Here is a 26,178-nt window from a genome sequence, read left to right as displayed (position 1 = left end):
CGCATTGTCGAACCGGGCGGAGGCCGCAACAACGCAGAAGATCTTCGCTGGCGGAATAGAAAAACTATCCATGACAACACCGGCCTACCTGAATGCACTGCGCGCCTTCGATGCAGCGGCGCGGCACCAGAGCTTTTCTGCTGCGGCGGCGGAGCTGAACGTCACCCCGGCCGCGGTCGGCCAGCAGGTGCGCAATCTCGAGTCGTGGCTGGGCATCGCCCTGTTCGCCCGCGCCAGCAGCGGCAGCGCGCGTCTGGTGCTGACCGATGCGGCGCGCGCGGCGTTGCCGGATATTCGCGAAGGCTTCGAACGGTTGACGGTGGGCCTGGCGCGGCTGAAGGACGCCGGCGTGCATGCCGGGCTGACTATCACCGTCAGCCCGGCTTTTGCCGCCAAGTGGCTGTTGCCGCGCATCGAACGCTTCCAGCAGGCCTATCCGGACCTGGACGTGCTGCTGGACACCAATGCGCGTTCGGTGGATTTCCAGGCCGAGCGGATCGATGTCGGCGTGCGCTACGGCGGCGGCCGATGGCCGGGGTTGACGGCAGTGCGGCTGATGGAAGAGGTGATGTTCCCGGTGTGTTCGCCGGACTTCGCACCGCTCAAGGGCGGCACGCTCTCCGCCGAGGCGCTGCAGGGCTGCACGCTGATCCATGACCTGTCGATGGCCAACGAGCCGGACTACCCGACCTGGCGCATGTGGCTGGATGCGTCGGGCTACCCGCTGATCAAGGCGAACCACGGCCTGCGTATCAACAACTCGGCGGCGGTGTTGCAGGCGGCGATGGAGGGGCAGGGACTGGCGCTGGCGCGCAGCGTGATGGTGCGCGACGACCTGGCAGCGGGGCGGCTGATCCGCCCCTTCGCCGACAAGGGCCTGGATTGCCCGCTGACCCAGGCCTATTACGTGGTCTATCGCCCGGAGTGCGGCGAACTGCCCAAGGTGCGGGCATTCCGCGACTGGGTGCTCGGTGAAGCCGGGGCGTTGGCGTCAGAAGCCTAGGTCGGGCGCCGCGTCCTTGATCCACAGGCGGGCGCCCCGCGTGCCCGCCACGCCGGTCAGGCCCATTCCCGGTGGCAGGCGCATCCAGCTCAGGGGGTGCAACCGCAGCTCGCTGAGCGTCATCCAGCCCTGCAGGACCAGCACTTCCAGCCCGCGCGGATTGGCGTGTCGCCAGTGCCCGCCGGGTTCGATGGCCTGCAGCCAGACCCGTTCATCGTCACTTGCGAACAGCGGCTGGCCATTCCCTGGCAGTGCCGGCACGACCACCCGTTCGCGGTCGTGGTCGGGGAATTGGCGCAGGCGGACGAAGATCACACAGCCCTCGGCCGAGCCCGGCGCGTGCCGGCTGCCGGGCGGGTTGCGCACATAGGTGCCGGCTGGGTAACGGCCGTGCTCGTCCTCGAAGGTCCCTTGCAGCACGAGGAATTCCTCGCCGCCGGGATGGCCGTGGGCGGTGAAGCGGCTGCCCGGTGCGTAACGCACCAGGCTGGTGGCGCGGGCACGCTCGCCGCCCACGCGATACAGCGGTAGCCGCGCCACACCGGGCTGCGGGGAGGCGATCCAGGGCAGGGCGGCACCGTGGCGGATCGCCCGTTGCGACAGGTCATCGTGGAGGCGTTCGGGGATCACAGTTCGGCCCTGCCTCCATCGACGACGATCTCCGCGCCCAGCATGTAGCTGGAGGCGTCGCTGGCGAGGAACAGTACCGCGGCGGCGACTTCCTCGGGACGCCCCATGCGTCCGATCGGCGCCTGGCGGCCGACGCGCTCGGCATAGGCGCGGAAGTCCTCCTCGGTCTGCCCCGGACTGCGGTGGATCGGTGTGTCGATGGCGCCGGGGCTGACCGCGTTGACCCGGATATGCCGCTCCAGCAGCTCCGCCGACAGCGTGCGGGCCAGCGAGCGCACCGCCGCCTTGGATGCCGACAGCAAGGCGCGGCCGGGCGCACCCACCTGGTTGAGCCAGGAGGTATTGAGAATGATCGAGCCGCCGTTGCGCAGAATCGGCTCGACGGCCTGCACGGAGAAGAACAGGCCCTTTACGTTGATGTCCATCAGGCCGTCGTACAGCGCCTCGGTGGTGCTCGCCAGGGGCGTCGCGTAGGCGACGCCGGCATTGGCGAAGAGGATGTCCAGGCCACCGAAGGTTTCTCGGACCTCGCTGGCCATGTGCTGCAGTTGCGCACGCGATCGCACGTCGCAGGCCAGCGTGAGCAGGTCGGGCCCGAGTTCCTCGCGGGCGGCGTCCAGTCGTGCGCTATCGCGGCCGGTGATGGCGACGCGGGCGCCGTTGTCGAGGAACAGGCGGGCCGTGGCCAGGCCGATACCGGAACTACCGCCGGTGATGAGGGCTGTCTTGCCGGTGAGCATGGAAATCTCCTGTCGAGTGGGAAACCGGCGCGAGTCCGGTGCAGGAGCCATGATCGACAGGGGCGGGCCAGGTCGCGACCGATGAAATCTTCGCGCCCGGCATAGAAAAGCTTTGCCGTGCGGACTAGGCCAGGGTGTCCGGCTCACTCGCCCAGGGCGCGCCGGCCGCGAATTGCTGCTCGATCCACGCCTTGAACGCTGTGCCGGTGGCTGAGCTGTAGCGCGCCGAAGGGCGCACGAAATAGATGCCGGCGGCGGCATCCAGCTGCCAGTCCGGCAAGACTCGCACCAGGCGGCCGGCGTCGAGGTCGTGCTTCATCAGCCATTCACCGCCGGCGAGGATGCCCACACCCAGGCGCGCCGCCGAGAGCAGGGCTTCGTTGTCGTTGCTATGCAGGTTGCCGCTGACCCGGACGGCGTGCTGCCGGCTGCCGTTGGCCAGCTTCCAGTCCGGCCAGGAGTGCAGGCCGGTGAAGCCCAGGCAGTTGTGGTGGGCAAGCTCCGCGGGGTTGCGCGGCGCGCCGTAGTGTTCGAGGTAGCCGGGCGCCGCGCAGAGGATGCGGCGCAGGTCGCAGAGCCGCCGAGCCACGAGGCGGCTGTCGGCGAGCTCACCGATACGGATGGCGGCGTCGAAGCCTTCGGCGACGATGTCGACGAAGCGCTCCGAGTACTCCACCTCCAGCGTCACCTGCGGGTGCTCGAGCACGAAGCGCGAGAGGATCGGGCTCAGCCACAGGCGGCCCATGGCCGCCGGAACGGCAACCTTCAGGCGGCCCTGAACCTGGGCCGCGCTGCGGGTGGCTTCATCCTGGGCCTCGGCGATCAGGCTCGCGGCCTGGCGCAGGCGTTCCACCAGGCGCAGGCCCTCGTCGGTGAAGCGCAGGTGCCGTGTGGTCCTTTCCACCAGCCTGACGCCCAGGCGTTGCTCCAGCGCGCCGAGCCGCTTCGACAGCACCGATGGGTGACGCTGCAGGGCGCGGCCAGCGGCGGCGAAGGAGCCGTGCTCGGCCAGCGCCAGGAGGGTGGCGAGTTCGTCGGCCTGGCGACTATCGAACAGATCCATAGGGTTCCCAATTCGGCAAATCCGTCCACGCGGCGGTGCGTGGCGCAGATCAAGGGGTTAGCACGATGGCCCCTTCGGAGCGGCCTTCCTGCAGGTCGGCGTGGGCGCGGACGACATCCGCCAGCGGGTAGCGACGCCACACGCGAGGCTGGATGATACCGTCCGCGACGGCTTGCAGGACGTCCTTCGCGCGCTCCTGGTATTCCGCCGTCGTGGCGGTATGCGCGGCGAGCGAGGGGCGGGTGAGGTACAGCGAGCCCTTGGCGTTGAGCGTGGCGAGTTCCACCGCCGGCGGTGCACCGGAGGCCATGCCGAAGCTCACCAGCAGGCCGCGGGGACGCAGGCAATCCAGCGAGGCGTCGAAGGAGGCGCGGCCGATAGGGTCGTAGACCACGTCGACCTTTTGCCCGCCGGTGATCTCGTGCACCTGATCGGCCAGTGTCGCGGCATCGAACACCAGAACTTCATTGCAACCGGCGGCGCGGGCGCGTTCGACGCTCTGCGGTTTCGACACCACGCCGATGACAGTGGCGCCCAGGTGCCTGGCCCAGGGCACCATGAGTTGGCCCAGTGCGCCGGCGGCGCCGTAGATCAGCACGCGGGAGCCGGGCCCGACCGGGTAGGTGGTCTTGAGCAGGTAGTGCGCGGTGATGCCCTTGAACAGCACGGCGGCGGCCGCCTCGAAGCTGACCGAGTCCGGCAGCTTCACCAGGCGCTCCGCCGGGTAGAGGCGCGCGCTGGCATAAGCGCCGAGGGGCCCGGTGGCGTAGGCGACGCGGTCGCCGACCTGCACGTGGCTGACGCCTTCGCCGATAGCTGCCACCGTACCGGCGCCTTCCAGGCCCAGCGAGGAGGGCAGCGGCACCTTCGCCGCACCGAAGCGTTGGCTCAGGTCCAGTGGGTTGACGCCGATGGCGGCCTGCTCCAGCCACACGCAGCCGGGGCCGGGTCGCTGTGCCGGGGCCTGCTCGGGCTGGAGTACTTCGGGGCCGCCGAAGGCTGCGAACGTGATGCGGGTAATCATGTGGGTGTCCCTGACAGGTGATGGTGCTCACCAGTCTAGGGACGTCGCTCTTTTGCACCAGATGGGCAGGGCGCAGTACATAGCTGCACCTTGTGCAGCAATCGTGAATGCCTGCTCAGGTGGTGGCCAACTCGGCGAATGCGAGGTGATAGCCGTTGCAGTCGCGAATGCCGAACTCCCGCGAGCCATAGGGCATGTGCTGCAGAGGCCAGGCGATCTGCGCCCGGTCCTTCACGGTGTCGAAGTAGTGCGCGACGTCGGTCAGTTGCAGGTAGAGGGTGCCGGAGCAGCCCACGTCGCGGTCCCAGAGATCCTGGGCGGTGAACAGCAGGCGGCAGTCCTGCAGCCGGACGGTGAGGGTTCCATCGGCGGAGTCGCTTACGATGAAGCCGAGCACACCGCGGTAGTGCTCGCGGGTGAGGTTCAGGTCATGGCAGCGCAGCAGCGGGGTCAGCGGCATGGGAGCTCCGGACGGGGGGTGAGGCCGCGATCAGCGCAGTATCACCCGTAGCAATGTGACCAGCGCCGCGCCGAACACCGGCGAGAGCCAGATGCCGAAGGTTCGCAGGAAGAACTGCCGGGCATAGGCGAGCAGGTTCATGTCCGGGGAAGGTACGCCCAGGCTGTGCCGGCAATACGCCAGGATCGCCACGATGAAACAGGCACCGGCGACAACCCCGATCAACCGCCACGCCAAGCCCCGTTCGCTGGCGTAGGCCAGTAGCGCGCCGCAGCAGATGCCGCTGAGGGCCACCAGAATCTCGAAGGTGATTTCCGGTTCGACGAACCACTGTTTACCGTTGAGTCCCAGTACATCGCCGATGAGCCAGCCGCCAAGGCTGCCCAGCAGCAGCGACACGGCGAACCAGGGGAGCGCGCGCAGGGCCGTACCGTTCCGCACAGTCAGGGTCCCCCTGAATCAGGTGGGTGATGGCGATGCAGCAGTATAGCCAGCGTTATCGAAGGCGCCGCGTCCAGCCCGCGAGCGGGCCGGGCGTCACTTGCGCAGGATGTAGACCCGGATGCCGTCCATGCCGGGAATGGCGTTGTAGTGGTGGATCTGGGAGAAGCCCAGGCGCTGGAACTCGCGCTCCAGGGCGCGGGAGCTGGCGAAGTCTGGACCGCCAGGATGCGGGTCGGAGCCGCAGGGGCAGGTGTCTGGGGCGGGCAGGGACGTGCTCGAATGATCCACGCGGGCGAAGAGAATCACGCTGTCGCGGGTCACCGGGATCCACTGGTTCAGCAGCCGGATGTTCTGTCGGTTGCAGGCGCTGCGCGGGATTTCCGGAAGCAGCAGGCAATCGACCGAGCCCTTGCGCAGTTCGGCGTGTTCCTGAGGGGCGGGAAGGTCACGGATGCGTCGCTTCATGGCCTCGGGCAGCTTGCGATGGGCCTCGGCCAGCGAATCGAGGGACGGGCAGGTCGTCACGATGATGCGGTTGCTGTGCTCCAGCAGTACCGGCCAGGCGGCGCCGGGCGACTGCGAGACCTCCAGCATCAGGATCGGCTCCTCGGCCGTGCGCAGCGCGAGGCGCAGCAGACGTTTTTCCCGCCACTGGCGAATCCGCTGGCGCATGGCGCTGCCAAACGAGCTGCCGGCATGGGCATCGTGGTCGCGATGGGAAGCAGAGGCGAACAGGCGTTGTGGGTCGTTCATGGGAGCGGACTCGTCAGTTACCGTCATTGTCGAGTTACGCGATCAAGGACTCGTCAAGGGCGTGTGAAAAAGACGTCGTGAAGCTCGGCGACGACGCTATGCGAACGTTGGGCGCCGGCGTCACCGGTTTCTGCTAGCAGCAGCGGTGAAATTCAGCGATCTGCTCCGCGCTTTTGACAATTTTTTTTCCTTTCACCGAATAGAGTCTCGGCCGAGTGCCGGCCGCTGCGTTCTCCTGCGTTGCCTCGCCCAAATACGGATTACTACAAGGGACACCCCATGCAACTTTTCCGCTCGGCCCCGATGCGCTTCCTGGCGCTGGTTGCCTTGCTCTGGCTGATCGTCTTCTTCCTCACCCGATTGGTCCTTCTGGTTGGCCATTTGCCCGAAGTGGGCGCGGGCCATGTGACGCTCTTCTTCATCGGCCTGCTCTATGACCTGAGCTTCCTCGTCTATGCCCTGTTGCCGATGGGGGTGATCCTGCTGCTGATGCCCGCACGGCTGTGGCGCGCGGCGTCGTGGCGGTGGGTGCTGACAGCCGGGCTGTTCGTCAGTGTCTACGTGATGCTCTTCACGGCGGTGGCCGAGTGGCTGTTCTGGGATGAGTTCGGCGTGCGCTTCAACTTCATCGCGGTCGACTACCTGGTGTATTCGGACGAGGTGCTGAACAACATCCTCGAGTCCTATCCGATCGGCTTGCTGCTGAGCATCCTGGCACTGGTTTCGCTGGGCGTGACCCTGGCGGTGTTCAAGGTGCTGGGCCGTCTGCGCGACGCCGACGTGCCTTCCTTGCCGCGCCGTCTGCTGGGCTGCGTCGGCCTGGTGGTGCTGGCGCTGCTGGCCGGCTTCCTGGTGGATCAGGATTCCCCGCGCGGCCAGGGCGGCAACACCTACGCCCGCGAACTGGCGAGCAACGGGCCGTACCAGTTCTTCGCCGCCTTCCGTAACAATGAGCTGGACTACCCGCAGTTCTACGCCACCCTCCCGGCGCAGCAGGTGACCCGGCAGATTCGCGCGGAACTGACCGAGCCCAACGCGCGCTTCACCGGCACCGAGCCGATGGACATCCGCCGCACCATCACCAGCGACGGCGCGCCCAAGCGCTACAACATCGTGCTGGTCACCATCGAGAGCCTGAGCGCCAAGTACCTGGGCAGTAACGGCGATGAGCGCGACCTCACGCCGAACCTGGACGAACTGCGCCGCAACAGCCTCTACTTCAACAACTTCTACGCCACCGGGACCCGCACCGACCGTGGCCTGGAAGCCATCACCCTGTCGATCCCGCCAACGCCCGGCCGCTCCATCGTCAAGCGCGTCGGCCGCGAGAGTGGTTTCGCCAGCCTCGGCCAGCAATTGAAGAACGTCGGCTATGACGCCGTGTTCCTGTATGGCGGCCGCGGCTACTTCGACAACATGAATGCCTTCTTCGGTGGCAACGGCTACCGCATCGTCGACCAGTCCAGCGTCCAGGAGTCGGATATTCACTTCAAGAACGCCTGGGGCATGAGCGACGAAGACCTCTACGCCCAGGCCATCAAGCTGGCGGATGAAGACCATGCGCGCCAGCAGCCGTTCCTGCTGCAACTGATGACCACCTCGAACCACCGCCCGTACACCTACCCGAACGGTCGCATCGACATTCCCTCGGGCAAGGGGCGTGAAGGCGCGGTGAAGTACACCGACTACGCGATCGGCCAGTTCCTCAAGGAGGCCAAGGGCAAGCCCTGGTTCGACAACACGCTGTTCGTGTTCGTCGCCGACCACACGGCGGGCAGTGCCGGCAAGGAAGACCTGCCGGTGGCGAACTACCAGATCCCGCTGTTCATCTACGCGCCCAAGCTGCTGCCGACCGGGGAGCGCGCGGAGCTGGCCAGCCAGCTGGACCTGGCGCCGAGCCTGCTGTCGATCCTCAACCTGAGCTACACCTCGACCTTCTACGGCCGCAACCTGATGGCGCCGAACACCCTGCCGCCGCGGGTGGTGATCGGTAACTACCAGCACCTGGGCCTGTTCGACGGCCAGGACCTGGCGATCCTCAGTCCGCGTGGCGAGCTGCGCCGGCACAACCAGGCGCTGGGTGAGAGCACGGAAGTCACGGCGACGGCAGACGACCCGCTGGTGGCGCGTGCGATCAGCTACTACCAGTCGGCGAGCTACGGCTTCACCCATCACCTGCTCGACTGGAAACCGGCGGCGAAGTAAGCCCCGGGCCCGGCAGGTATCGCGCGACGCGATACCTGCCAGCGCGAAATACGCCACGTCCGTGCTCGGCGCTTGGGTATAAGTCGCCCATGCGCTACCGACGTCTGGACCTCAACCTGCTGGTCGCCCTGGATGTGCTGCTCGAAGAGTGCAGCGTCAGCCGGGCGGCGCAGCGCCTCAATCTCGGCCAGTCGGCGACCAGCGCCGCGCTGGGCCGCCTGCGCGAACATTTCCAGGACCCGCTGCTGGTGCCGCTGGGGCGAGGGCTTGAGCTGACCGCCCTGGCACGCCAGCTGGCGCCCAAGGTGCGCGAGGTGCTGAGCCTGGCCGGGGAAGTGGTGGAAACCGCTGTCGCCTTCGATCCCGCCGGCTGCGACCGGTGCTTCACGCTGGTGGCCTCGGACTATGTCGCGGCGACGTTGCTGCCGGCTGTCAGCCGTGAACTGGCGCGCCAGGCTCCCGGTGTCTCGCTGGTGCTGCGCGACCTGCCGTTGCCGCGCGATGGCGATGTGGTGGCCGAGGCGCTGGAGTACCGGCGCAGCGACCTGGTGATCGTGCCGCAGCGTCGCATCAATCCGCGCTATCCCCATGGGGCGCTGCTCAGCGACCAGCTCTGCTGCATCGTCTGCGCGTCTCATTCGGCGCACGATGATTCGCCAAGCCTTGGCGACTATTGCGCGGCCGAGCACGTGGTGCGCGAGTTCACCGATGGCCAGAACCTCTCCCTGGATACCCAGCATTTGCGGGAGATCGGCATCGAGCGGCGCGTTGCGGTGGCGGTGCAGAGTTTCTCCCTGATGGCCGAATTCGTCGTCGGCACGCCACGGATCGCAACGCTGTTCCGCCGCCAGGCCGAAGCGCTGGCGCGGCGTTATCCGCTGCGCGTGTTGCCGGCGCCCATCGAGTTCCCGGCGGCGGCGCAGGTGTTGCAGTGGCATCCACAGCAGGCGTTCGACCCGGCGCTGGCCTGGCTCCGGCAGGTGCTGACGGAGCAGGCCGCCGTCCTCGATCGGGCCGCGCTACTCGATCAGGATTGAGTCTCGCCCGTCTCGCCGTACAGGCCGAGTTCGGCGATGGCCAGCAGGGCGCAGCGCTCATCGTTGTCCGAGGTATCGCCGCTGACGCCGATGGCGCCCAGCAGTCGGCCTTCACCATCGCGCAGGAGTATGCCGCCGGCCACCGGGATCACTTCGCCGCCGGTGAGGCTGTTGATCGCATCGAAGAATGCCGGCATGGCCTGGGCGCGGCGCGCCAGTTCGCGGCCGCCGAAGCCCATGCCCAGGCAACCGCGTGCCTTGCCGGTAGCGATCTGCGGGCGGAGGAAGCTGGCCTGCTCATCGCGCAGTACCGCCAGCGGATGTCCGGCGGCATCCAGCACGGCGGCCGCCAGCGGTCGCACGCCCTCGGCGCGGGCGTGTCGCAGGGTGGTAGCGGCCAGGCGCGCGGCCAGTTCGACGTCGAGGGTAGTCATGTTCACTGGCTCCATTTGCCCAACTGGGCGACTCGGTCGCGGGTATAGAGATCGGTCCATTTCAGCGAGTTGAAGTCCGACACCTGCTTGGGGTTGTAGGCGGTGCGTTGCAGGCGTACCGGCTCGCCGGCCTTGTACACGGCCTGCAGGCGGTTGCGGTCCTGAAGGATGCGGATGTCTTCCAGCGGCGAGCCGTCGAGGATCAGCAGGTCGGCCTGCTTGCCCGGTTCCAGGGTGCCCAGGGTTTCGCCGCGAGGCATCAGGCGCGAGCCGACATGGGTGGCGGCATAGAGCGCTTCGGCGGGCGTGAAGTCCAGCCGGCGCACCAGCAGCTCCAGTTCGCGGGCGTGCCATTCGCCATAGGGCGTCACGGCGAACCCGCTGTCGCTGCCACAGGCGAAGGGAATGCCGGCGGCCTTGGCGCGCTTGAGCACCGGGGTGCCCAGTTCCAGCGTCCGTGCGCAATAGCCGGCGTAGCCGGTGGCGATAGCCGGGTCGTGGGGCTGACAGAAGTCCACGGTGTTCTGCGGGAAGGTCATGGTCGGGGCGAGCACGCTGCCGGCGTCGAGCAGCGCCTCGATGCAGGCGTCGTCCATGTAGAAGGCGTGGAAGACCAGGTCGACACCGGCCTTGGCCGCGTACATCACCGCCTCGCGGCCGTAGGCGTGGGTGGCCACGCGACAACCCAGGCGATGGGCTTCCTCGACCATCTCGCGGGTTTCGTCGGCGGTGAAGGCGGCGATGATCTCGCCATTGGGGCGACGGTGCGTGCCGTCCATGGCGATCTTGATCAGGTCGACGCCATCCTTGGCCTGCTTGCGGATTTCCGCGATGGCCTCGGTACGGCTGGTGACCAGTGCGGCAGTGAAGTACTCCGGGGCACCGACGCGGCTGGGGAACCAGTCGTTGAGGCTCTGCCGGTTGGTGATCACGCGGCTGCTGGCGGCTATGCGCGGGCCTTCGAAGAGCCCGGCGTTGACCGTGTTGCGCACGGCGATGCTGAGCTGGCCGCTGTCGCCGGGGCAGACCATGGAGGTGACGCCCGCGGCGAGCACGTGCTGGGCGAAGAACAGGCCCCGCAGGGCGCGGAATTCGTCGCTGGTCCAGATATCGATGTCTTCCTCGCTCTGGGCATTGCCGAAGGCCAGGTGGGTGTGCACGTCCACCAGGCCGGGCATGACGAAATCGCCGCGGACTTCGCGATCACCCGCTGCCGGCCGCGGCGCTTCGGCGGTGGGGCCGACGTGGCGGATCACGCCGTTCTCGATGATCAGCGTCTGCTGTTGGCGGGCCTCCAGGCCGGTGCCATCGAACAGGGTGGAGCAGTGCAGGTGCAGGGCGCCCATGGACGGACTCTCCTCGTCGTGTTGTTTGCCGGCAGGCTAGGGCGGGCGTGGTGGCTGGCACCATCAGATGCTGTCGATGGGCGCCCATCGACGCCGTCGATACCTGGCGGAGGCCACGTGGTGCATGGGATGCAGAGGACGGAGAGGCCTCGCCGGCCGGGTATCGGGAGTGGCGATGCCTGGCATGGCGATCGGCGATTTTTCCTGCGGCCGTGGCGAAGGCGAGGATGCGCCCGCCCATCAACCACCAAGGGAAACTCCCATGAAGGCTATTCGTGATCTGTTGTTGAATCTGGAAGCCGAACGCCAGCGCGCCCTGGTCGAGGAAGACCACGCGCGGCTGGACGAACTGTTCGCCGATGAGCTGCTGTATGTGCATACCACCGGGCTGGTACAGGACAAGACGCAGTACCTGGACTATGCCCGCCACGCCGTGCGCTACCTGGCAGTGGAGCGCGGCGAGCTGGCGGTCCGTCTGTTCGGCGATGGCCTGGCGCTGATGAGTGGCCCGCAGTGCAACCTGCTGCAGAAACGTGGCGGCGGCGAGCCGGTGCGCGCCGAGGGCTTCGCCTCGCAGCTCTGGGTGAAGGGCGAGAGAGGCTGGCGCATCGCGTCGTTCCACGGTACACGCACGCCAGCCTGACCCGGCATTCCCTGTAGGAGCGGGCCATGCCCGCGATCCGCGGACAGGGTCCGCGCCCGGAAGCGCTCGAATGCTTTACTTGGGCCGCTGCTGCCGGTCAGCAATCGCGGATGGAGTCCGCTCCTACGCCTATGGCCTGGGTGGCGTGGGGCGAAGGCGGACTGCGTCCGCGCTGGTTCGGTGCCAGGATCGTCGCAGGCATGGCCAGCTCCTACAGGGCAGCTTCGGCGACAACCGCAGGAGCGGGCCATGCCCGCGATCGCGCCCATGGGGCGCTCCTGCAGGGGGGACTGTGCAGCAGGAAAAACGGCGCCGAGGGGCGCCGTGGAGGGCGGGGCCGACACCCCGCAGGAGCAGCGCCGGACGACCGGCGCAAGGGAGGTCAGGCGGTGTGGCCGCCGAGGGTTTCGGCGATCCAGTCGGCGATGTAGTGGCCGGCGTTGATGCTGTTGTCGAAGCTCGAATGCTGCACGCCACCTTCGCGCTCGGTGAAGATCTTCAGCTCGCGCCGGGGACTGTTCACCAGTTGCTCGTAGGTGCGGTGCGCCCACTTGAGCGGAATCTGCGAATCCTTCTCGCCGTGGGTGACCAGGAAGGGCACGCGGATGCGGTCCAGCACGCCATCCAGGTGCACGTTCTCGGCGATCGCCATGAACTCGTCCATGTCCTTCGCGCCCCAGACCCATTGCACGTGCGCCCAGTAGTGCGGCACCGGGAAGTTGCCTTCCTTTTCCAGGCGGCGCTTCTGCACGTCGCGCCAGTCGTGGTTGGCGCCCCAGACCACGCCGCAGGCGAAGCGTGGCTCGAAGGCCACCGCCCGCGGGCAGTAGTAACCGCCCAGGGAGACACCCTCCAGGCCGATGCGCCTGGGATCGACTTCCGGGTGGGTTTCCAGCCAGTCCACCACGCGGCTGGCCCAGTGTTCGCTGTCGTAGCGTGCGGTCAGGCCGTGCAGGCGCAGTGCCTCGCCGGTGCCGGGCTGGTCGATGATCAGCGAGGACACGCCACGCCTGGCCAGCCAGGCCGGCAGGCCGACGCGGTACTTCATTTCCTTGGTCGAATCCAGGCCGTTGACCTGCACCAGCAGCGGCGCCGGGCCGTCCACACCGTCGGCGCGGACCAGCAGGCCGGAGAGGTGCTTGCCTTCATAGGGAATCTCCACGCGCTCGCAGTTTTCCTTCGACAGGTCGATACCGCGGGCGAAGGTTTCCAGGAAACGCTGGTACAGCGCCTCGCGGCCCGGCGCACCGTGGGCCTGCAGGCGTTCGCAGGTGAGGTAGTAGGTGGCGGCCCGGTTGTACTTCTCGCCGGCGGAGAGGCGTCGGCCGGCGGCTTCATCTTCCTCGGCCAGGGCGCAGAGCTTGTCGGCCATTGTCGACCAGGTTTCGCGGAAGGCCCGGGTGCCGGCGGCGTCGGGCTGCTTGGCGGCCTCCTGCAGCGGAGCGCACATCTCCTCGATCTCGCCCAGGCGGGCGCCCATCTCGATGGCCAGGTCCACCGAGAGATTCCAGACGTAATTGGTGGGGAAGTAACGGAACATTCTTCTTATCCTTCTGCGGTCGTTGAGTCCGGCGCCCGGAAACAGCGGCAGGCACGCAGGGCGCGGTTCGACGGCAAGGTACGCAGGCGGGAAGGGGCGGGGCCAATCGCGAGTGGGGATGCGAGGTATCGTGAAATGCGATGCCCCGGCGCCGTTGCGGCGGCCGGGGCGATAACTGGCGTCAGGCGCTGGCGCGTAGGGCGTCTGGCTGCTGGTCGACGCTCTGGATGAACGCGCGGATGCGCTCGCGCAACCAGCGGTGCATGGGGTCGCCTTCCATGCTGCGGTGCCAGAGCATGAATTCGCGCATTACCGGGATCTTCACCGGCGGCGGCAGGATGCGCAGCGGCAGGTAGCGCGCGTACAGCTCGGCCAGACGCCGATGCATGGTCGCCACGCGCTGGGTGCCGACCAGCAGTTGCGGCAGGGTGTTGAAGTCGTTGGTGATCACTTCCAGGCGGCGGTTGAAGCCGTACTGGTTCATGAACCAGTCCTCGATGCTCAGGTGCCGGTTGCGCCCGAAGCCGACCGAGATGTGGCCCATCTGCATGTACTGCTCCAGGGTCAGGGAGTCGCCGACCGCGGGGTTGTCGCGCCAGACCACGCAGACGTGGCCCTCCTCGAACAGCAGCTGCGCCGGGTGGCCGTCGATGATGTAGCGCTCGGGCACGATCATCATGTCCACCTCGCCGCGCATCAGCAGCTCGGCGCTGTTGTCGCCGGGGCTGACCATCTCGAAGGTGATGTGCGGCGCCTCCTGGTGGATTTTCTGGATCACCTGGGCGAACAGCACGCTGATCAGGTAGTCCGAGGTCACCAGGCGGAAGTGGCGCTTGCTGGTGGAGGGGTCGAACACCGGTTTGGCGGTGATCGAGGAGCGGATGGTCAGCAGCACCTCGCGCACCGGGGTGGCCAGCTCCAGGGCGTATGGCGTGGGCTGCATCTTGCGCCCGACCTGCACCAGCAGTTCGTCCTCGAAGAAGGTGCGCAGGCGCCCCAGCACGCCGCTGGTGGCCGACTGGGTCATGTGCAGGCGTTCGGCGGCGCGGGTGATGTTCTGCTCTTCGAGCAGTACATCCAGCGCCACCAGCAGATTCAGGTCCAGGTGGTGAAAACGCATGGCGATGGCTCACGGTTCTTGTAGTTATTTTCGCGATACCTTCCCGCTGCATTCCCGATACGTCAATAGCACTCTGCCTCCTCTGTGCGGCTAACGCCCCGCGATTCGGGCCGCCAGGCAGGTATCGCGATTGCCGATGCCTCGCATCCCTACACGCGATTGGTCAGCCCGCCGGGCGAGCCATCAACCTGCGCTCCAGTCGAGCGGCCAACGAGCCGCGGCGACCCACCACCGGCGACCCCCTGCCCGGCGCCGAACATAATTTCAATGGAGTGGTAGCCATGAACATTCTTGGACTCGACGCGCTGGTATTCGGCGTCGACGATATCCAGGCCTGTGCCGATTGCCTGCGTGACTACGGCCTCACGGCCGCCCAAGTGGATGCCGACGGAGGCCGGTTCGAGGCGCTGGACGGCACCGCGATCATCATCCGTCGCGGCGATGATCCGAGCCTGCCGCCGGCACTCGGGCCAACCCCGTCGCTGCGCGAAACCATTTACGGCGTGGCATCGACCGCGGACCTGGAGGCCATCGCCGACGAGCTGGGGCGTGACCGTGAGGTGCGCCGAGATGAGAACGGCGCGCTGCACAGCGTCGACGACCTGGGCTTCGCCATCGCCTTCCAGGTTTCCTGGCGCCGCGCCTTCGAGGCGCCGGCCGACCTGACCAACGCCCCCGGCAGCGCGCCGCAGCGCCCGCTCAACCAGCTGGGCATTACCCCGGACATGCCGGCGCAGCCGCGCAGCCTGTCCCATGTCGTCTATTTCGTGCCCGACGCGGCCAAGGGCGAAGCCTTCTACCGCGACCGCCTGGGCTTCGTCACCACCGACAGCTTCGTCGGCGTCGGCCCGTTCATGCGCAGCGCCGGCATGGACGACCACCACTGCCTCTTCATGATCCAGACCCCGCCGCACATGCAGGGCTGCGAGCACTTCACCTTCCATATGGGCAGCGGCACCGAAGTGCTGCTGGCCGGTACGCGATTCCAGCAGAAGGGCTGGACCAGCTTCTGGGGGCCAGGCCGCCACCTGCTGGGCTCCAACTGGTTCTGGTACTTCAACAGCCCGCTGGGCTGCCACATCGAGTACGACGCCGACATGGACAAGCACGACGACGCCTGGGCCGCACGCCAGGCGCCGATGTCGGCGGACAACTCGCAGCTGTTCCTCTTCACCTCGCGGGAGAAATGGGCGCCCAGCGGCCCGCCGCCCAAGCAGGGCTGAGCCGTGGATTGCGTGGCGCTGTGCCGGCTCGATGAGCTGGGCGAGGGGCAGTCGCGCGGCTTCGACCCGCAGGACAGGGGAGCGGACAGCCTGTTCGCTCTCCGTCACCAGGGTCAGGTGCGCGTGTATGGCAATCGCTGCCCGCATCTGTCGGTGCCGCTGGAGTACCGCAAGGACCGCTTCCTCAGCGCCGATGGCCAGTGGGTCATCTGCTACGCCCACGGCGCGCGCTTCCGCCCGGAGGACGGCACCTGCGTGCACGGCCCCTGTCGCGGGGAAGTTTTGCCGGCGCTGCAACACCGCGAGGCGGACGGTTGGCTGCTATTGCCGCTGGCGCAACTGGACGCCTGAGGTATCGCGCCGCGCGATAGGTCGCATCCGCGGACTCGATTAGTCAAAGCCCGGCCCCGCCGGGAAGCTGTGCCCCGGGCACGCAGAACGGCCGCCGCGCAGAGCGGGGCGGACAACAAGAACAAGACGTGAGAGATGCCATGAATACTGTGAGCAATGTGCTGATCGTGGGCGGCGGGATTGGTGGGCTGTGCGCCGCCATCGCCCTGCGCCGCAAGGGCGTCGCGGTCGATCTGGTCGAGCTGAAGACCGAGTGGACGGTCTACGGCGTCGGCATCATCCAGCAGAGCAACGTGGTGCGCGAGATGCATCGCCTCGGTCTGCTCGACGCCTACCTGGACGCCGCCTACGCCTTCGAGGATGTGGCCATCTACACCACGCAGGGCGAGCAACTGGCGCGCATTCCCGGCCAGCGCCTGGCCGGCCCGCAGTACCCGGCCAACGTCGGCATCTCCCGTCGCGCCCTGCACAAGGTGCTGAGCGAGACCGCCATCGAGCTGGGCACCCAGGTGCGCCTGGGCACCTCGGTGGAAAGCCTTGAGCAGGACGCCAGCGGCGTCGACGTGCTGTTCAGCGATGGCGGCCAGGGCCGCTACTCGCTGGTGGTGGGCGCCGACGGCCTGTTCTCCAAGGTGCGTGGCCTGCTCTTCAGCGACCGCTACCAGCCGTGCTTCACCGGGCAGTCGGTGTGGCGCCACAACTTCCCGCGCACGGCCGGCATCGATCACCTGGCCAACTACCAGGGGCCGTCGGGCAACGCCGGGCTGGTGCCGCTGGCCGACGACCTGATGTACCTCTTCACCACGTCCCATGAGCCGGGCAATCCCTGGATGGACCCGGCCAGCCTGGCCGACGGCCTGCGCCAGCGCCTGGCCGGCTTCGGCGGGCTGATCGGCGAGCTGCGCGAGCAGATCGGTGACAGTGCCGAGGTCGTCTACAAGCCACTCGAAGCCGTGTTCGTCGACGAGCCCTGGTACCGCGGCCGCGTGCTGCTGATCGGCGACGCCGCCCACGCGACCACGCCGCACCTGGGGCAGGGCGCCGGCATGGCCATCGAGGATGCCGTGGTGCTGGCCGAGGAGCTCACCGCCGGCGGCGAGCTGGAGGACCAGCTGCAGCGCTTCATGGGCCGCCGCTTCGAACGCTGCAAGTTCATCAGCGAGATGTCCCTGCTGGCCGGCGAAAAGGAAATCCAGCGCGACCCGTCCTTCGACCGTATCGGCCTGGTCAAGCAGATGCTGGAGGTCACCGCGCGCCCCATCTGATCGATCGCGCCCGGCGCGTCCTGCCTTGATGGCGCGCCGTGACCCAGGTCACCCACAACCGCCAACACCGACGCACAAGAACAAGAAAGAGGAAACCCCGATGTTGACTCGCACGCGTGCAACCGCGCGGCCACTGCCGCCGCTCAAACCCATTACCCTGGCGATCCTCGCGCTGGCTGCCAGCCACGCCCAGGCCTTCGAATTCGACACCGGCAACCCAGACCTTCGGGCGCGCTGGGACAATACGCTGAAGTACAGCGCCGCCTGGCGCACCCAGGACCCGAGCAGCAAGCTCACCGAAGGCCAGACCGCGCTGAACCTCGACGACGGTGACCGCAACTTCGACAAGGGCCTGATCTCCAACCGCCTGGACCTGCTCTCCGAGCTGGACATCACCTACGGCAACGTTGGCGCCCGGGTCAGCGGCGCGGCCTGGTATGACGACGTCTACAACCGCGGCACCGACAACAACGATCCCAGCCGCGCCAACAGCTACTCGGTGGACTACGACGAGTTCACCGACGACACCCGCAACCTGCACGGGCGCAAGGGCGAACTGCTGGATGCCTTTGTCTTCGGCAAGACCGAGATTGGCGAGATGCCGGTGTCCGGCCGCCTGGGTCGCTACGCCATGCAGTGGGGCGAGAGCCTGTTCTACGGCATGAACGGCATCGCCGGCGGCATGGCACCGATCGACGTGGTCAAGGGCCTGTCGGTGCCCAACACCCAGTTCAAGGAACTGATCCGCCCGGTGCAGCAGGTCTCCGGCCAGCTGCAGCTGACCCCGGACGTGTCCCTGGGCGCCTATTACCAGTTCGAGTGGGAAGCCAACCGCCTGCCCGCTGCCGGCAGTTACTTCTCCAACGACGACTTCTTCGGCGACGGCGGCGAGCGCATGTTCGTCGGCACACCGGTGATGCCCGGCGGCCAGCCGCTGGCCTTCTACCGCGGCAACGACAAGGAGGCCAAGGATTCGGGGCAGGGCGGCCTGCAGCTGCGCTGGCGCAGCGAGACGGTGGACTGGGGCGTCTACGCCATCCGCTTCCACGACAAGAGCCCGCAGCTCAACGTGCGCCCGGACTTCGCCAACCTCAACCCGTTGACCGGCAAGGCCGGCGAGTACTACTGGGTCTATCCCGAAGGCATTGAGGCGCTGGGGGCGAGCTTCTCCACCACCCTGGGCAACTTCAACGTGGCGGGTGAGCTGTCCACCCGCTGGAACCAGCCGTTGGCCTCCACCAGCCAGCACGCCCTGGCGCCGGGCGAGGCAATCGACAACGACGACGACCCGGTCTACGCCACCGGCCGCACGCTGCACGCCAACTTCTCCTGGCTGGCGAGCCTGGAGCCGAACTTCGTCGCCGCCGAGTCGAGCTTCCTCGGCGAGATCGCCTGGAACCGGGTGATGAGCGTGAGCCAGAACGCCGATGCGGTCGACCCCAACGCAGACCGCGACGCCACCAGCCTGCGCCTGGTGTTCGAGCCCATGTACCGGCAGATCTACCCCGGCCTCGACCTTTCGTTGCCCATCGGTGCGAGCTACACCAACGGCGCCTCCGAGGCGCTTGGCACCGGCTTCGGCACCGACCACGGCGGCGACCTGAACATCGGCCTGAAGGGCAACTACCTCAACACCTGGAGCCTGGGCCTGACCTACACGCACTACTACGGCCCGGAGAACACCTTCCTCGACGCCGACAACCACTACACCTTCGAACAGTCGCTGAAAGACCGCGACTTCATCGCCTTCACCGTCAGCCGCACCTTCTGACCGAGGACTGCCCGATGAAACACAACAAGAAAGTCGTTTCCCTGCTCACCGCCTTGAGTGCCTCCCTGCTGTTTGCCCATGGCGCCTTCGGCGCTGTGTCCGCCGAAGAGGCGGGCAAGCTGAAAACTACACTGACCCCGCTGGGCGGCGAGCGCGCCGGCAATGCCGACGGCAGCATCCCGGCCTGGACCGGCGGCTACACCCAGGTCGACCCGGCCTACCAGGACGGCGGCAAACGCGGCGATCCCTTCGCCAGCGAGAAGCCGCAGCTGACCATCACCGCGCAGAACATGGCGCAGTACGCTGACAAGCTGACTCCCGGTATCCAGGCGATGCTGAAGAAGTACCCGGACAGCTACCGCCTGGAGGTCTACCCGACCCACCGCAGCGCCGCCGCGCCGCAGTCGGTGTACGACGCCACCTTCGCCAACGCCACCAGCGGCAAGCTGGTAGACGGCCCTGCCGGGCCGATGCCCGAAGGCGCGGCCGGGGGCATTCCGTTCCCGATTCCGGCCAACGGCGTGGAGGCCATGTGGAACCACCTGCTGCGCTGGCGCGGCGCCTCCTGGCACGCCAGCTTCAACCAGTACCTGACCACCGCCGACGGCAAGCACGTGCTGACCAACGACTCGCGCGGTGATTTCCAGATGCCCTGGTACCTGCCCGGTGGCAGCGGCGAGAAGGGTGTGTTCTGGTCCATCCGCATGATCAACGATGGCCCGCCGCTGCGTGCCGGCGAGGCCATCACCGGCCTGGAGAACCTCAACGCCGACAAGGCTGCCGTGTGGACCTACCTGCCCGGCCAGCGACGCGTGCGCCGGTTGCCCAACGCTTGTTGCGACACCCCGACACCGGCCACCGCCGGGGTCATGAGTTTCGACGAGCTTTACGTGTTCAACGGCCGGGTCGATCGCTTCGACTGGAAGCTGGTGGGCAAGAAGGAGATGTACATCCCCTACAACGCCAACAAGGTCTTCACCGCCGCCAGCGCCGAGTCGATGCTCGATGCACACCACCTGAAGTCCGACGCCATCCGCTGGGAGCTGCACCGCGTGTGGGTGGTGGAAGCGACCCTGAAGGACGGCCAGCGCCACGTGATGCCGAAAAGCACCTACTACCTCGACGAAGACACCTGGGCCGCCGTGCTCGGCGAGCGCTACGACGCCCGCAACCAGCTGGCCAAGGTGGTCTGGACCTCGCCGGTGGTGATGCCCGACCTGCCCGGCGTGGTGACCCTCACCAACGGCTTCTACGACTTGCTCTCCGGGGCCTGGTTCGCCGGTGACCTGTTCGCTGGCAAGAACGAGCAGTACCGCATCGTGCCGCCCTACAAGGACTCGGTATTCACCGCCGACGCCATGGCGGGTGAGGGCGTGCGCTGATCGTCCGCGGGGCGGGCCCGACGTCTCGGGCTTCGCCCAGCTACAGGGAGCTCCCTAGCGAAACCGTTGTACCGATTACAAGAAAAAAGAAAGGTTGCGTGCGATGAAGAAGAGTCTCTCCGCCTGGCTGCTGGCAGCCTGTTGCGCGGTGCCCGCGGCGTTTGCCGGTGGCAGCGTGGATGTCCTGGCGCAGCCCGCCGTGCATGGCCCGCAGGCCCTGCGCGCGGTGCTGCAGGATGTGGCCCGCGCTGGCGAGCGTCTGGTGGCAGTGGGGGAGCGTGGCGTGGTGCTGCTCTCCGACGACAACGGCACGACCTGGCGCCAGGCCACGGCGGTGCCGGTGAGCGCCGGCCTGACTGCCGTACAGTTCATCGATGCGCAGAGTGGCTGGGCCATCGGCCATGCTGGCGTGGTGCTGCACAGCTCGGACGGCGGCGAGCACTGGACCCTGCAACTCGACGGCAAGCGTGGCGCTGCCCTGGAGCAGCAGGCCGCCGAGGCTTCCGGAGACGCTGCGCGCGTCGCCGCTGCGCAACGGCTGGTGGCCGACGGCGCCGACAAACCGCTGCTGGCGCTGAGCTTCGCCGATGCCCATCACGGCCTGGTGGTCGGCGCTTACGGCCTGGCGCTGAGCACTGCCGACGGTGGTCGCAGCTGGCAGTCCGAGATGGGCCGGCTGCCGAACCGGCGTGGTCTTCACCTGTACGCCCTGGCCCGCGCCGGCAGTGACCTGTACGTCGCCGGCGAACAGGGCCTGCTGCTGCGTTCGCGCGATGACGGCGCCCACTTCGATGTCCTGCCAAGCCCCTACGACGGCAGCTACTTCGCCGCCGCCGTGCTGCCCGGTGGACGCCTGCTGGTGGGTGGCCTGCGTGGCACCCTGTTCGTCTCCGACGATGCCGGTGAGAGCTTCCAGCCGCTGGCCAATCCGATTCCCGCATCGCTCAACGGCATCCGCGTCGCCGACGGCCAACTGCTGCTCGCCAACCAGGCCGGGATGCTGCTGCGCAGCAGCCTGGAGCATTTCGTCGCGCAGCCCGTGCCGGTGTCCGACGGCCTGCCGCTGACGGCCGCCATCACCGCCGCCGACGGCGCCATCGTCGCCGTCGGCATGGCCGGTGTGCGCCGCCTGGCGCCTTCTTCCCAACCCCTTCGCGCGGACTGAGCCATGCACGCCACGAACTCCTCTGCGCCGTCCAGCGGCCGCCTCGACGACTTCGACAGTGCTTCCGGCTCGCTGCTGGAACGTGCGCTGTTCAACCATCGCGCCCTGGTCCTGCTGCTGTGCCTGGCGGCAACCCTGCTGCTGGCCTGGCAGGCCACGCGCCTGACGCTCAACGCCAGCTTCGAGAAGACGATCCCGCGCGAGCACCCGTTCATCCACAACTACCTGGAGCACCGCCAGGAGCTGGCCGGGCTGGGCAACGCCGTGCGCATCGCCGTGGCCAACCCGCGCGGCAGCATCTACGACAAGGACTACCTGCACAGCCTGCAGCAACTCAACGACGCGGTGTACTTGCTGCCCGGCGTCGACCGCGCGGCGATGAAATCGCTGTGGACGCCCTCGACCCGCTGGACCGGCGTGACCGAGGACGGCCTGGAAGGCGGCCCGGTGATTCCCGACGGCTACGATGGCGGCGCCGCGAAACTGGATGAGCTCAAGCGCAACGTCGAGCGCTCCAACGAGATCGGCCAGCTGGTGGCCTTCGACCAGCGTTCGAGCATCGTCTACGTGCCGCTGCTGGAGAAGACCCCGGACGGCCAGGCGCTGGACTACACGGCTTTTGCCCATGAGCTGGAAAATCTGCGCGCGCGCTTCCAGGGGCAGGGCGTGGAGATCCACATCACCGGCTTCGCCAAGGTGGTGGGCGACCTGATCGACGGGCTGAGGCAGATCCTGCTGTTCTTCGCCGCCGCCATCGCCATCACCGCCGTGGTGCTCTACTGGTACACCCGCTGCGTGCGCAGCACCGCGCTGGTGGTGATCTGCTCGCTGGTGGCGGTGATCTGGCAGCTGGGCCTGCTGCCGCTGCTGGGCTACGAGTTGGACCCGTACTCGGTGCTGGTGCCGTTCCTGGTGTTCGCCATCGGCATGAGCCACGGCGCGCAGAAGATGAACGGCATCATGCAGGACATCGGCCGCGGCATGCACCGCCTGGTGGCGGCGCGCTTCACCTTCCGCCGGCTGTTCCTCGCCGGGCTCACCGCGCTGCTGTGCGACGCCGTGGGTTTCGCCGTGCTGATGATCATCCGTATCCAGGTGATCCAGGACCTGGCGGTGATTGCCAGCCTGGGCGTCGCGGTGCTGATCTTCACCAACCTGATCCTGCTGCCGGTGCTGCTCTCCTACCTGGGCGTCAGTGCTCGGGCGGCGCGCCGCAGCCTGCGCGCCGAAGAGGCCGAGGCGAGCGGGGCGGACAAGCACGCGCTGTGGCGCTTCCTCGACCTGTTCACCCGTCGCCGCTGGGCCGCCGCGTGCATCGCCGTGGCCGCGCTGATGGCCGCCGGCGGCTATGCCGTGAGCCTGCATCTGAAGGTCGGTGACCTCGACGCCGGCGCTCCCGAGCTGCGCCCGGACTCGCGCTACAACCGCGACAACGCCTTCGTCACCGCGCACTACGGCGCCAGCAGCGACGTCTTCGCGGTGATGGTGCAGACCCCGGCCGGCGCCTGCTCGGCCTACGACCTCCTCAAGCGCGTGGATGACCTGGACTGGCAACTGCGTGGCCTGCCGGGCGTGGACTCGACCAACTCGCTGGCGCTGCTCAATCGCCGGGTACTGGTCGGCCTCTCCGAGGGCAGCCCGAAGTGGTACGAACTGGTGAACAACCAGGCGACCCTGAACATGGTCACCGCCAACGCGCCCCGTGGCCTGTACAACGACGATTGCAGCCTGCTGACACTCTACGCCTACCTCACCGACCACAAGGCCGACACCCTCGCGCGGGTGGTCGACAGCGTGCAGGCCTTCGCCCACGACAACGACAGCGAGCAGGCGACGTTCCTCCTCGCCGCCGGCAGCGCCGGCATCGAGGCGGCCACCAACCAGGTGGTGAAACAGGCCAACCGCGACATGCTCTGGTGGGTCTACAGCGCGGTGATCCTGCTCTGCCTGGTGACCTTCCGCTCCTGGCGCGCGGTGCTCTGCGCGGTGTTGCCGCTGGTGCTCACCTCGATCCTCTGCGAGGCCCTGATGGTGGCGCTGGGCATCGGCGTGAAGGTCGCAACCTTGCCGGTGATCGCCCTGGGCGTCGGCATCGGCGTGGACTACGCGCTCTACGTCATGAGCATCGTGCTGGCGCAGCTGCGCCAGGGCGCCAGCCTGTCCGAGGCGTATTACCGCGCGCTGCTGTTCACCGGCAAGGTGGTGATGCTCACCGGTGTGACCCTTGCCATCGGCGTGGGCACCTGGATCTTCTCGCCCATCAAGTTCCAGGCCGACATGGGCGTGCTGCTGGCCTTCATGTTCGTCTGGAACATGGTCGGCGCGCTGATCCTGCTGCCGGCGCTGGCGTATTTCCTCCTGCCGCAGCGCCAGGCCCGCGAAGAGGTGCAACCGACCGTGGCAGCGCACCACCTGCAGGAAGTCCACCACGACCGCGACGGCTGCCAGCAGCACGCCACCGCGCGCCTGGCATGCGGCCAGGCGCGCTGAGTCCACACAACGACAACAAGAGGACGAGCCCATGCCCTGCCTGAAGACCCTGTGGCGCGAATTGCGCGCCGGCCTGATCCAGTACGGCGCCACCCACTGCCTGCTGGTGGGAGGTCCGTCATGAGCGCTGAACGCCGCGCCGGCGGCGCGCAAGCCCTGTTGCTGCTGTTCGGCAGCTGCCTGCCGGTGCTCGGTGCGGTGCTCATCGCGCCGGTGCTGCCACGCATGCAGACGCACTTCGCCGAGACCCCCGGTGCCGCCGTGCTGGTGCCGGTAGCGCTGACCCTGCCGGCACTGGTGATCGCCTTCCTGGCGCCATTGGCCGGTGTACTGGCCGACCGTGTGGGACGGCGACCGCTGCTGCTCGCCAGCATGCTGCTCTACAGCCTCTGCGGGGTGCTGCCGCTGTGGCTGGATTCGCTCGGCCTGATCGTCGCCAGCCGTGCCGGTATCGGCCTGGCCGAAGCGGGAATCATGACCTGCTGCACCACGCTGATGGGCGACTACTTCGACGGCCAGCGCCGCGAGCGGCTGTTCGCCCTGCAGATGGTTGCCACCTCGCTGTCCGCTGCGCTGTTCATGGGCCTGGGCGGTGCGCTGGGGGAGAGCGGCTGGCGTACGCCGTTCGTGCTCTACGCCGTGGGCGTGCTGTGCCTGCCGCTGATGGCGCTGCTGCTCTGGGAACCGCAGGCGCGCCGTGCCGAGCAGGAGCCGTCGAGTACCTCGCGCTTCCCCTGGGGGACGCTGGCGCCGCTGTACCTGCTCACCGGGCTGGCCGGCGTCAGCCTGTTCATCGTGCCGGTGCAGGCGGGCTACCTGCTGCAACTGCTGCACGTCGACGGCCCGCAGCAGATCGGCCTGACCATGGGCGCCAACCAACTGGGCGTGCTGGCCGGCGCACTGACCTTCCGCCTGCTGGCGGAGCTGTCGGCACGCCGACTGCTGGCGCTGGGCTTCGCCACGGCGGGCCTGGGGGGCGGTCTGATGGCGCTGTCGTCCAGCCATGCACTCGTGGTCCTCGCCGTGCTGCTCAACGGACTGGGCGTGGGCCTGCTGCTGCCGACGCTGATCACCCAGGTGATGCAGCAGGTCGGCTTCGACCAGCGTGGCCGCGCCACCGGTGGCTTCACCGCGTCGATCTTCGCCGGCGAGTTCGTCAGCCCGTTGCTGGTGCTGGCGCTCACCGGCGGCATCGCCACCCAGCTGCCGCATGCCCTGCTGCTCATCGCAGTTGCTCAGCTGGCGCTGGCGCCGCTGTGCCTGGTGCTGCTGCGCGGTCGCCGCGCGGCATCGGTGGCGGGGGCGCTATGAACGAACTGTTTTCCCTGGCCGGCAAGACCGCGCTGATCACCGGCGCCACCCGCGGCATCGGCCTGGCCATCGCCCGCGCATACGGCCGCGCCGGCGCGCGCCTGGTGATCAGCAGCGAGAATGCCGAGGACTGCGCGCGAGCGGTCGAGACGCTGGCGGAGGAGGGCATCGATGTCATCGCCGTGCCCGCCGACCTGTGTGACGCGCACGCCGTGCACACCCTGGCACAGCAAGCCCTGGCGCACCTGGGGCGTCTCGACGCACTGGTTTGCAATGCCGGTGTCGCGCCGCACATGGGGCCGCTCGGCACGGTCAGCGACGCCGACTGGGAGCTGACCTTCACCGTCAACCTGCGCAGTGCGCTGTGGCTGACCACGGCGCTGCTGCCGGCCATGGCCGAGAACGGCGGCGGCAGCGTGGTGCTGATGGCGAGTATCGCCAGCGTGCGCGGCAATAAGGGCCTGGGCCTGTACGGATTGTCCAAGGCGGGCCTGGCGCAGCTGGCGCGCAACCTGGCGGTGGAGTGGGGGCCGGCGAACATCCGTGTCAACGCCATCAGCCCCGGCGTGATCCTCACCGAATTCGCCCGCCCGCTCACCGATCACCCGGACGTCATGCAGCGCCGCCTGGCGCTCACGCCGCTGCGCCGGGTCGGACGACCCGAGGAAGTGGCGGCCCTGGCATTGCTGCTGGCCGCTCCCGGCGGCGCCTTCATCAGTGGACAGAACCTCATCGTCGACGGTGGTACGACCATCGGTGACGGCAATTGAAAGGAGAC

At 67.9% G+C, this 26,178-nt stretch carries 24 protein-coding genes; 13 read left to right on the top strand and 11 right to left on the bottom strand.

Annotated elements, in window-relative coordinates:
• Positions 1-70 precede the first annotated feature (70 nt).
• Positions 71-1,003 (top strand): transcriptional regulator GcvA, encoded by a 933-nt coding sequence (gcvA, locus tag AC1ZV1_RS18970; protein ID WP_484293103.1) that lies wholly within the window; start codon positions 71-73, stop codon positions 1,001-1,003.
• Here the strand turns inward: gcvA and AC1ZV1_RS18965 are convergent.
• From AC1ZV1_RS18965 to AC1ZV1_RS18935, 7 genes are all read right to left on the bottom strand, one after another.
• Positions 992-1,633, bottom strand: coding sequence for a cupin domain-containing protein (locus AC1ZV1_RS18965; protein WP_484293102.1), 642 nt, complete (start codon positions 1,631-1,633; stop codon positions 992-994). The two genes, gcvA and AC1ZV1_RS18965, sit on opposite strands and share 12 nt — an antisense overlap.
• Positions 1,630-2,373, bottom strand: coding sequence for an SDR family oxidoreductase (locus AC1ZV1_RS18960; RefSeq protein WP_484293101.1), 744 nt, complete (start codon positions 2,371-2,373; stop codon positions 1,630-1,632). The genes AC1ZV1_RS18965 and AC1ZV1_RS18960 overlap by 4 nt, the downstream gene beginning before the upstream one ends.
• A 124-nt stretch (positions 2,374-2,497) precedes the next feature.
• Positions 2,498-3,436, bottom strand: a complete 939-nt coding sequence (locus AC1ZV1_RS18955; RefSeq protein ID WP_484293100.1) for a LysR family transcriptional regulator — start codon at positions 3,434-3,436, stop codon at positions 2,498-2,500.
• A gap of 49 nt (positions 3,437-3,485) precedes the next feature.
• Positions 3,486-4,460, bottom strand: a complete 975-nt coding sequence (locus AC1ZV1_RS18950) for a quinone oxidoreductase family protein (RefSeq protein WP_484293099.1) — start codon at positions 4,458-4,460, stop codon at positions 3,486-3,488.
• Positions 4,461-4,575: 115 nt separating this feature from the next.
• A complete protein-coding gene (locus tag AC1ZV1_RS18945; RefSeq protein ID WP_484293098.1) occupies positions 4,576-4,920 on the bottom strand; it encodes a VOC family protein in 345 nt (114 codons plus the stop codon).
• 30 nt (positions 4,921-4,950) lie between these two features.
• Complete coding sequence (locus AC1ZV1_RS18940) at positions 4,951-5,361, bottom strand: hypothetical protein (protein ID WP_484293097.1); 411 nt, start codon at positions 5,359-5,361, stop codon at positions 4,951-4,953.
• Between the two features lie 96 nt (positions 5,362-5,457).
• On the bottom strand, positions 5,458-6,117 hold the full coding sequence (locus AC1ZV1_RS18935) for a hypothetical protein (RefSeq protein WP_484293096.1): 660 nt from the start codon (positions 6,115-6,117) through the stop codon (positions 5,458-5,460).
• Between the two features lie 279 nt (positions 6,118-6,396).
• On the opposite strand from AC1ZV1_RS18935, the gene AC1ZV1_RS18930 reads away from it, so the two are divergent.
• Positions 6,397-8,322, top strand: a complete 1,926-nt coding sequence (locus AC1ZV1_RS18930; RefSeq protein ID WP_484293095.1) for an LTA synthase family protein — start codon at positions 6,397-6,399, stop codon at positions 8,320-8,322.
• Between the two features lie 89 nt (positions 8,323-8,411).
• Complete coding sequence (locus AC1ZV1_RS18925; RefSeq protein ID WP_484293094.1) at positions 8,412-9,359, top strand: LysR family transcriptional regulator; 948 nt, start codon at positions 8,412-8,414, stop codon at positions 9,357-9,359.
• On the opposite strand, the gene AC1ZV1_RS18920 is transcribed toward AC1ZV1_RS18925, so the two are convergent.
• Both AC1ZV1_RS18920 and AC1ZV1_RS18915 read right to left on the bottom strand, forming a co-directional pair.
• Positions 9,350-9,793 carry a GlcG/HbpS family heme-binding protein gene (locus AC1ZV1_RS18920; protein ID WP_484293093.1) on the bottom strand — a complete coding sequence of 148 codons (444 nt, stop codon included), beginning with the start codon at positions 9,791-9,793 and terminating at the stop codon, positions 9,350-9,352. The genes AC1ZV1_RS18925 and AC1ZV1_RS18920 overlap by 10 nt on opposite strands.
• A 2-nt stretch (positions 9,794-9,795) precedes the next feature.
• Positions 9,796-11,139 (bottom strand): metal-dependent hydrolase family protein, encoded by a 1,344-nt coding sequence (locus AC1ZV1_RS18915; RefSeq protein ID WP_484293092.1) that lies wholly within the window; start codon positions 11,137-11,139, stop codon positions 9,796-9,798.
• A gap of 262 nt (positions 11,140-11,401) precedes the next feature.
• Between AC1ZV1_RS18915 and AC1ZV1_RS18910 the strand changes: the two genes are divergently transcribed.
• Complete coding sequence (locus AC1ZV1_RS18910) at positions 11,402-11,782, top strand: nuclear transport factor 2 family protein (protein ID WP_484293091.1); 381 nt, start codon at positions 11,402-11,404, stop codon at positions 11,780-11,782.
• Positions 11,783-12,164: 382 nt separating this feature from the next.
• Here the strand turns inward: AC1ZV1_RS18910 and AC1ZV1_RS18905 are convergent, their stop codons facing one another.
• Entirely contained in the window at positions 12,165-13,322 is a 1,158-nt protein-coding gene (locus tag AC1ZV1_RS18905; protein ID WP_484293090.1) for an alpha/beta hydrolase family protein, read from the bottom strand.
• Positions 13,323-13,503: 181 nt separating this feature from the next.
• The gene (locus AC1ZV1_RS18900) at positions 13,504-14,442 is read right to left on the bottom strand and encodes a LysR family transcriptional regulator (RefSeq protein WP_484293089.1); all 939 of its coding nucleotides are present in this window, start codon (positions 14,440-14,442) and stop codon (positions 13,504-13,506) included.
• Between the two features lie 281 nt (positions 14,443-14,723).
• On the opposite strand from AC1ZV1_RS18900, the gene AC1ZV1_RS18895 reads away from it, so the two are divergent.
• From AC1ZV1_RS18895 to AC1ZV1_RS18855, 9 genes are all read left to right on the top strand, one after another.
• Positions 14,724-15,665, top strand: coding sequence for a VOC family protein (locus tag AC1ZV1_RS18895; protein ID WP_484293088.1), 942 nt, complete (start codon positions 14,724-14,726; stop codon positions 15,663-15,665).
• 3 nt (positions 15,666-15,668) lie between these two features.
• Positions 15,669-16,016 carry a Rieske (2Fe-2S) protein gene (locus AC1ZV1_RS18890; RefSeq protein WP_484293087.1) on the top strand — a complete coding sequence of 116 codons (348 nt, stop codon included), beginning with the start codon at positions 15,669-15,671 and terminating at the stop codon, positions 16,014-16,016.
• 140 nt (positions 16,017-16,156) lie between these two features.
• A complete protein-coding gene (locus AC1ZV1_RS18885; RefSeq protein WP_484293086.1) occupies positions 16,157-17,281 on the top strand; it encodes an FAD-dependent oxidoreductase in 1,125 nt (374 codons plus the stop codon).
• A 100-nt stretch (positions 17,282-17,381) separates the two neighbouring features.
• The gene (locus AC1ZV1_RS18880) at positions 17,382-19,052 is read left to right on the top strand and encodes a DUF1302 domain-containing protein (protein WP_484293085.1); all 1,671 of its coding nucleotides are present in this window, start codon (positions 17,382-17,384) and stop codon (positions 19,050-19,052) included.
• 14 nt (positions 19,053-19,066) lie between these two features.
• Positions 19,067-20,434 (top strand): DUF1329 domain-containing protein, encoded by a 1,368-nt coding sequence (locus AC1ZV1_RS18875; RefSeq protein ID WP_484293084.1) that lies wholly within the window; start codon positions 19,067-19,069, stop codon positions 20,432-20,434.
• Between the two features lie 103 nt (positions 20,435-20,537).
• The gene (locus AC1ZV1_RS18870) at positions 20,538-21,599 is read left to right on the top strand and encodes a WD40/YVTN/BNR-like repeat-containing protein (protein ID WP_484293083.1); all 1,062 of its coding nucleotides are present in this window, start codon (positions 20,538-20,540) and stop codon (positions 21,597-21,599) included.
• A 3-nt stretch (positions 21,600-21,602) separates the two neighbouring features.
• The gene (locus AC1ZV1_RS18865; RefSeq protein WP_484293082.1) at positions 21,603-24,089 is read left to right on the top strand and encodes an efflux RND transporter permease subunit; all 2,487 of its coding nucleotides are present in this window, start codon (positions 21,603-21,605) and stop codon (positions 24,087-24,089) included.
• A gap of 120 nt (positions 24,090-24,209) precedes the next feature.
• Positions 24,210-25,400, top strand: a complete 1,191-nt coding sequence (locus AC1ZV1_RS18860) for an MFS transporter (RefSeq protein ID WP_484293081.1) — start codon at positions 24,210-24,212, stop codon at positions 25,398-25,400.
• Positions 25,397-26,170 carry an SDR family NAD(P)-dependent oxidoreductase gene (locus AC1ZV1_RS18855; RefSeq protein ID WP_484293080.1) on the top strand — a complete coding sequence of 258 codons (774 nt, stop codon included), beginning with the start codon at positions 25,397-25,399 and terminating at the stop codon, positions 26,168-26,170. Before AC1ZV1_RS18860 ends, AC1ZV1_RS18855 begins: the two co-directional genes overlap by 4 nt.
• Positions 26,171-26,178: the final 8 nt, after the last annotated feature.

This window comes from Pseudomonas sp. BB438 (assembly GCF_057180225.1).
This window is presented reverse-complemented; position numbering and strand designations above follow the sequence as displayed.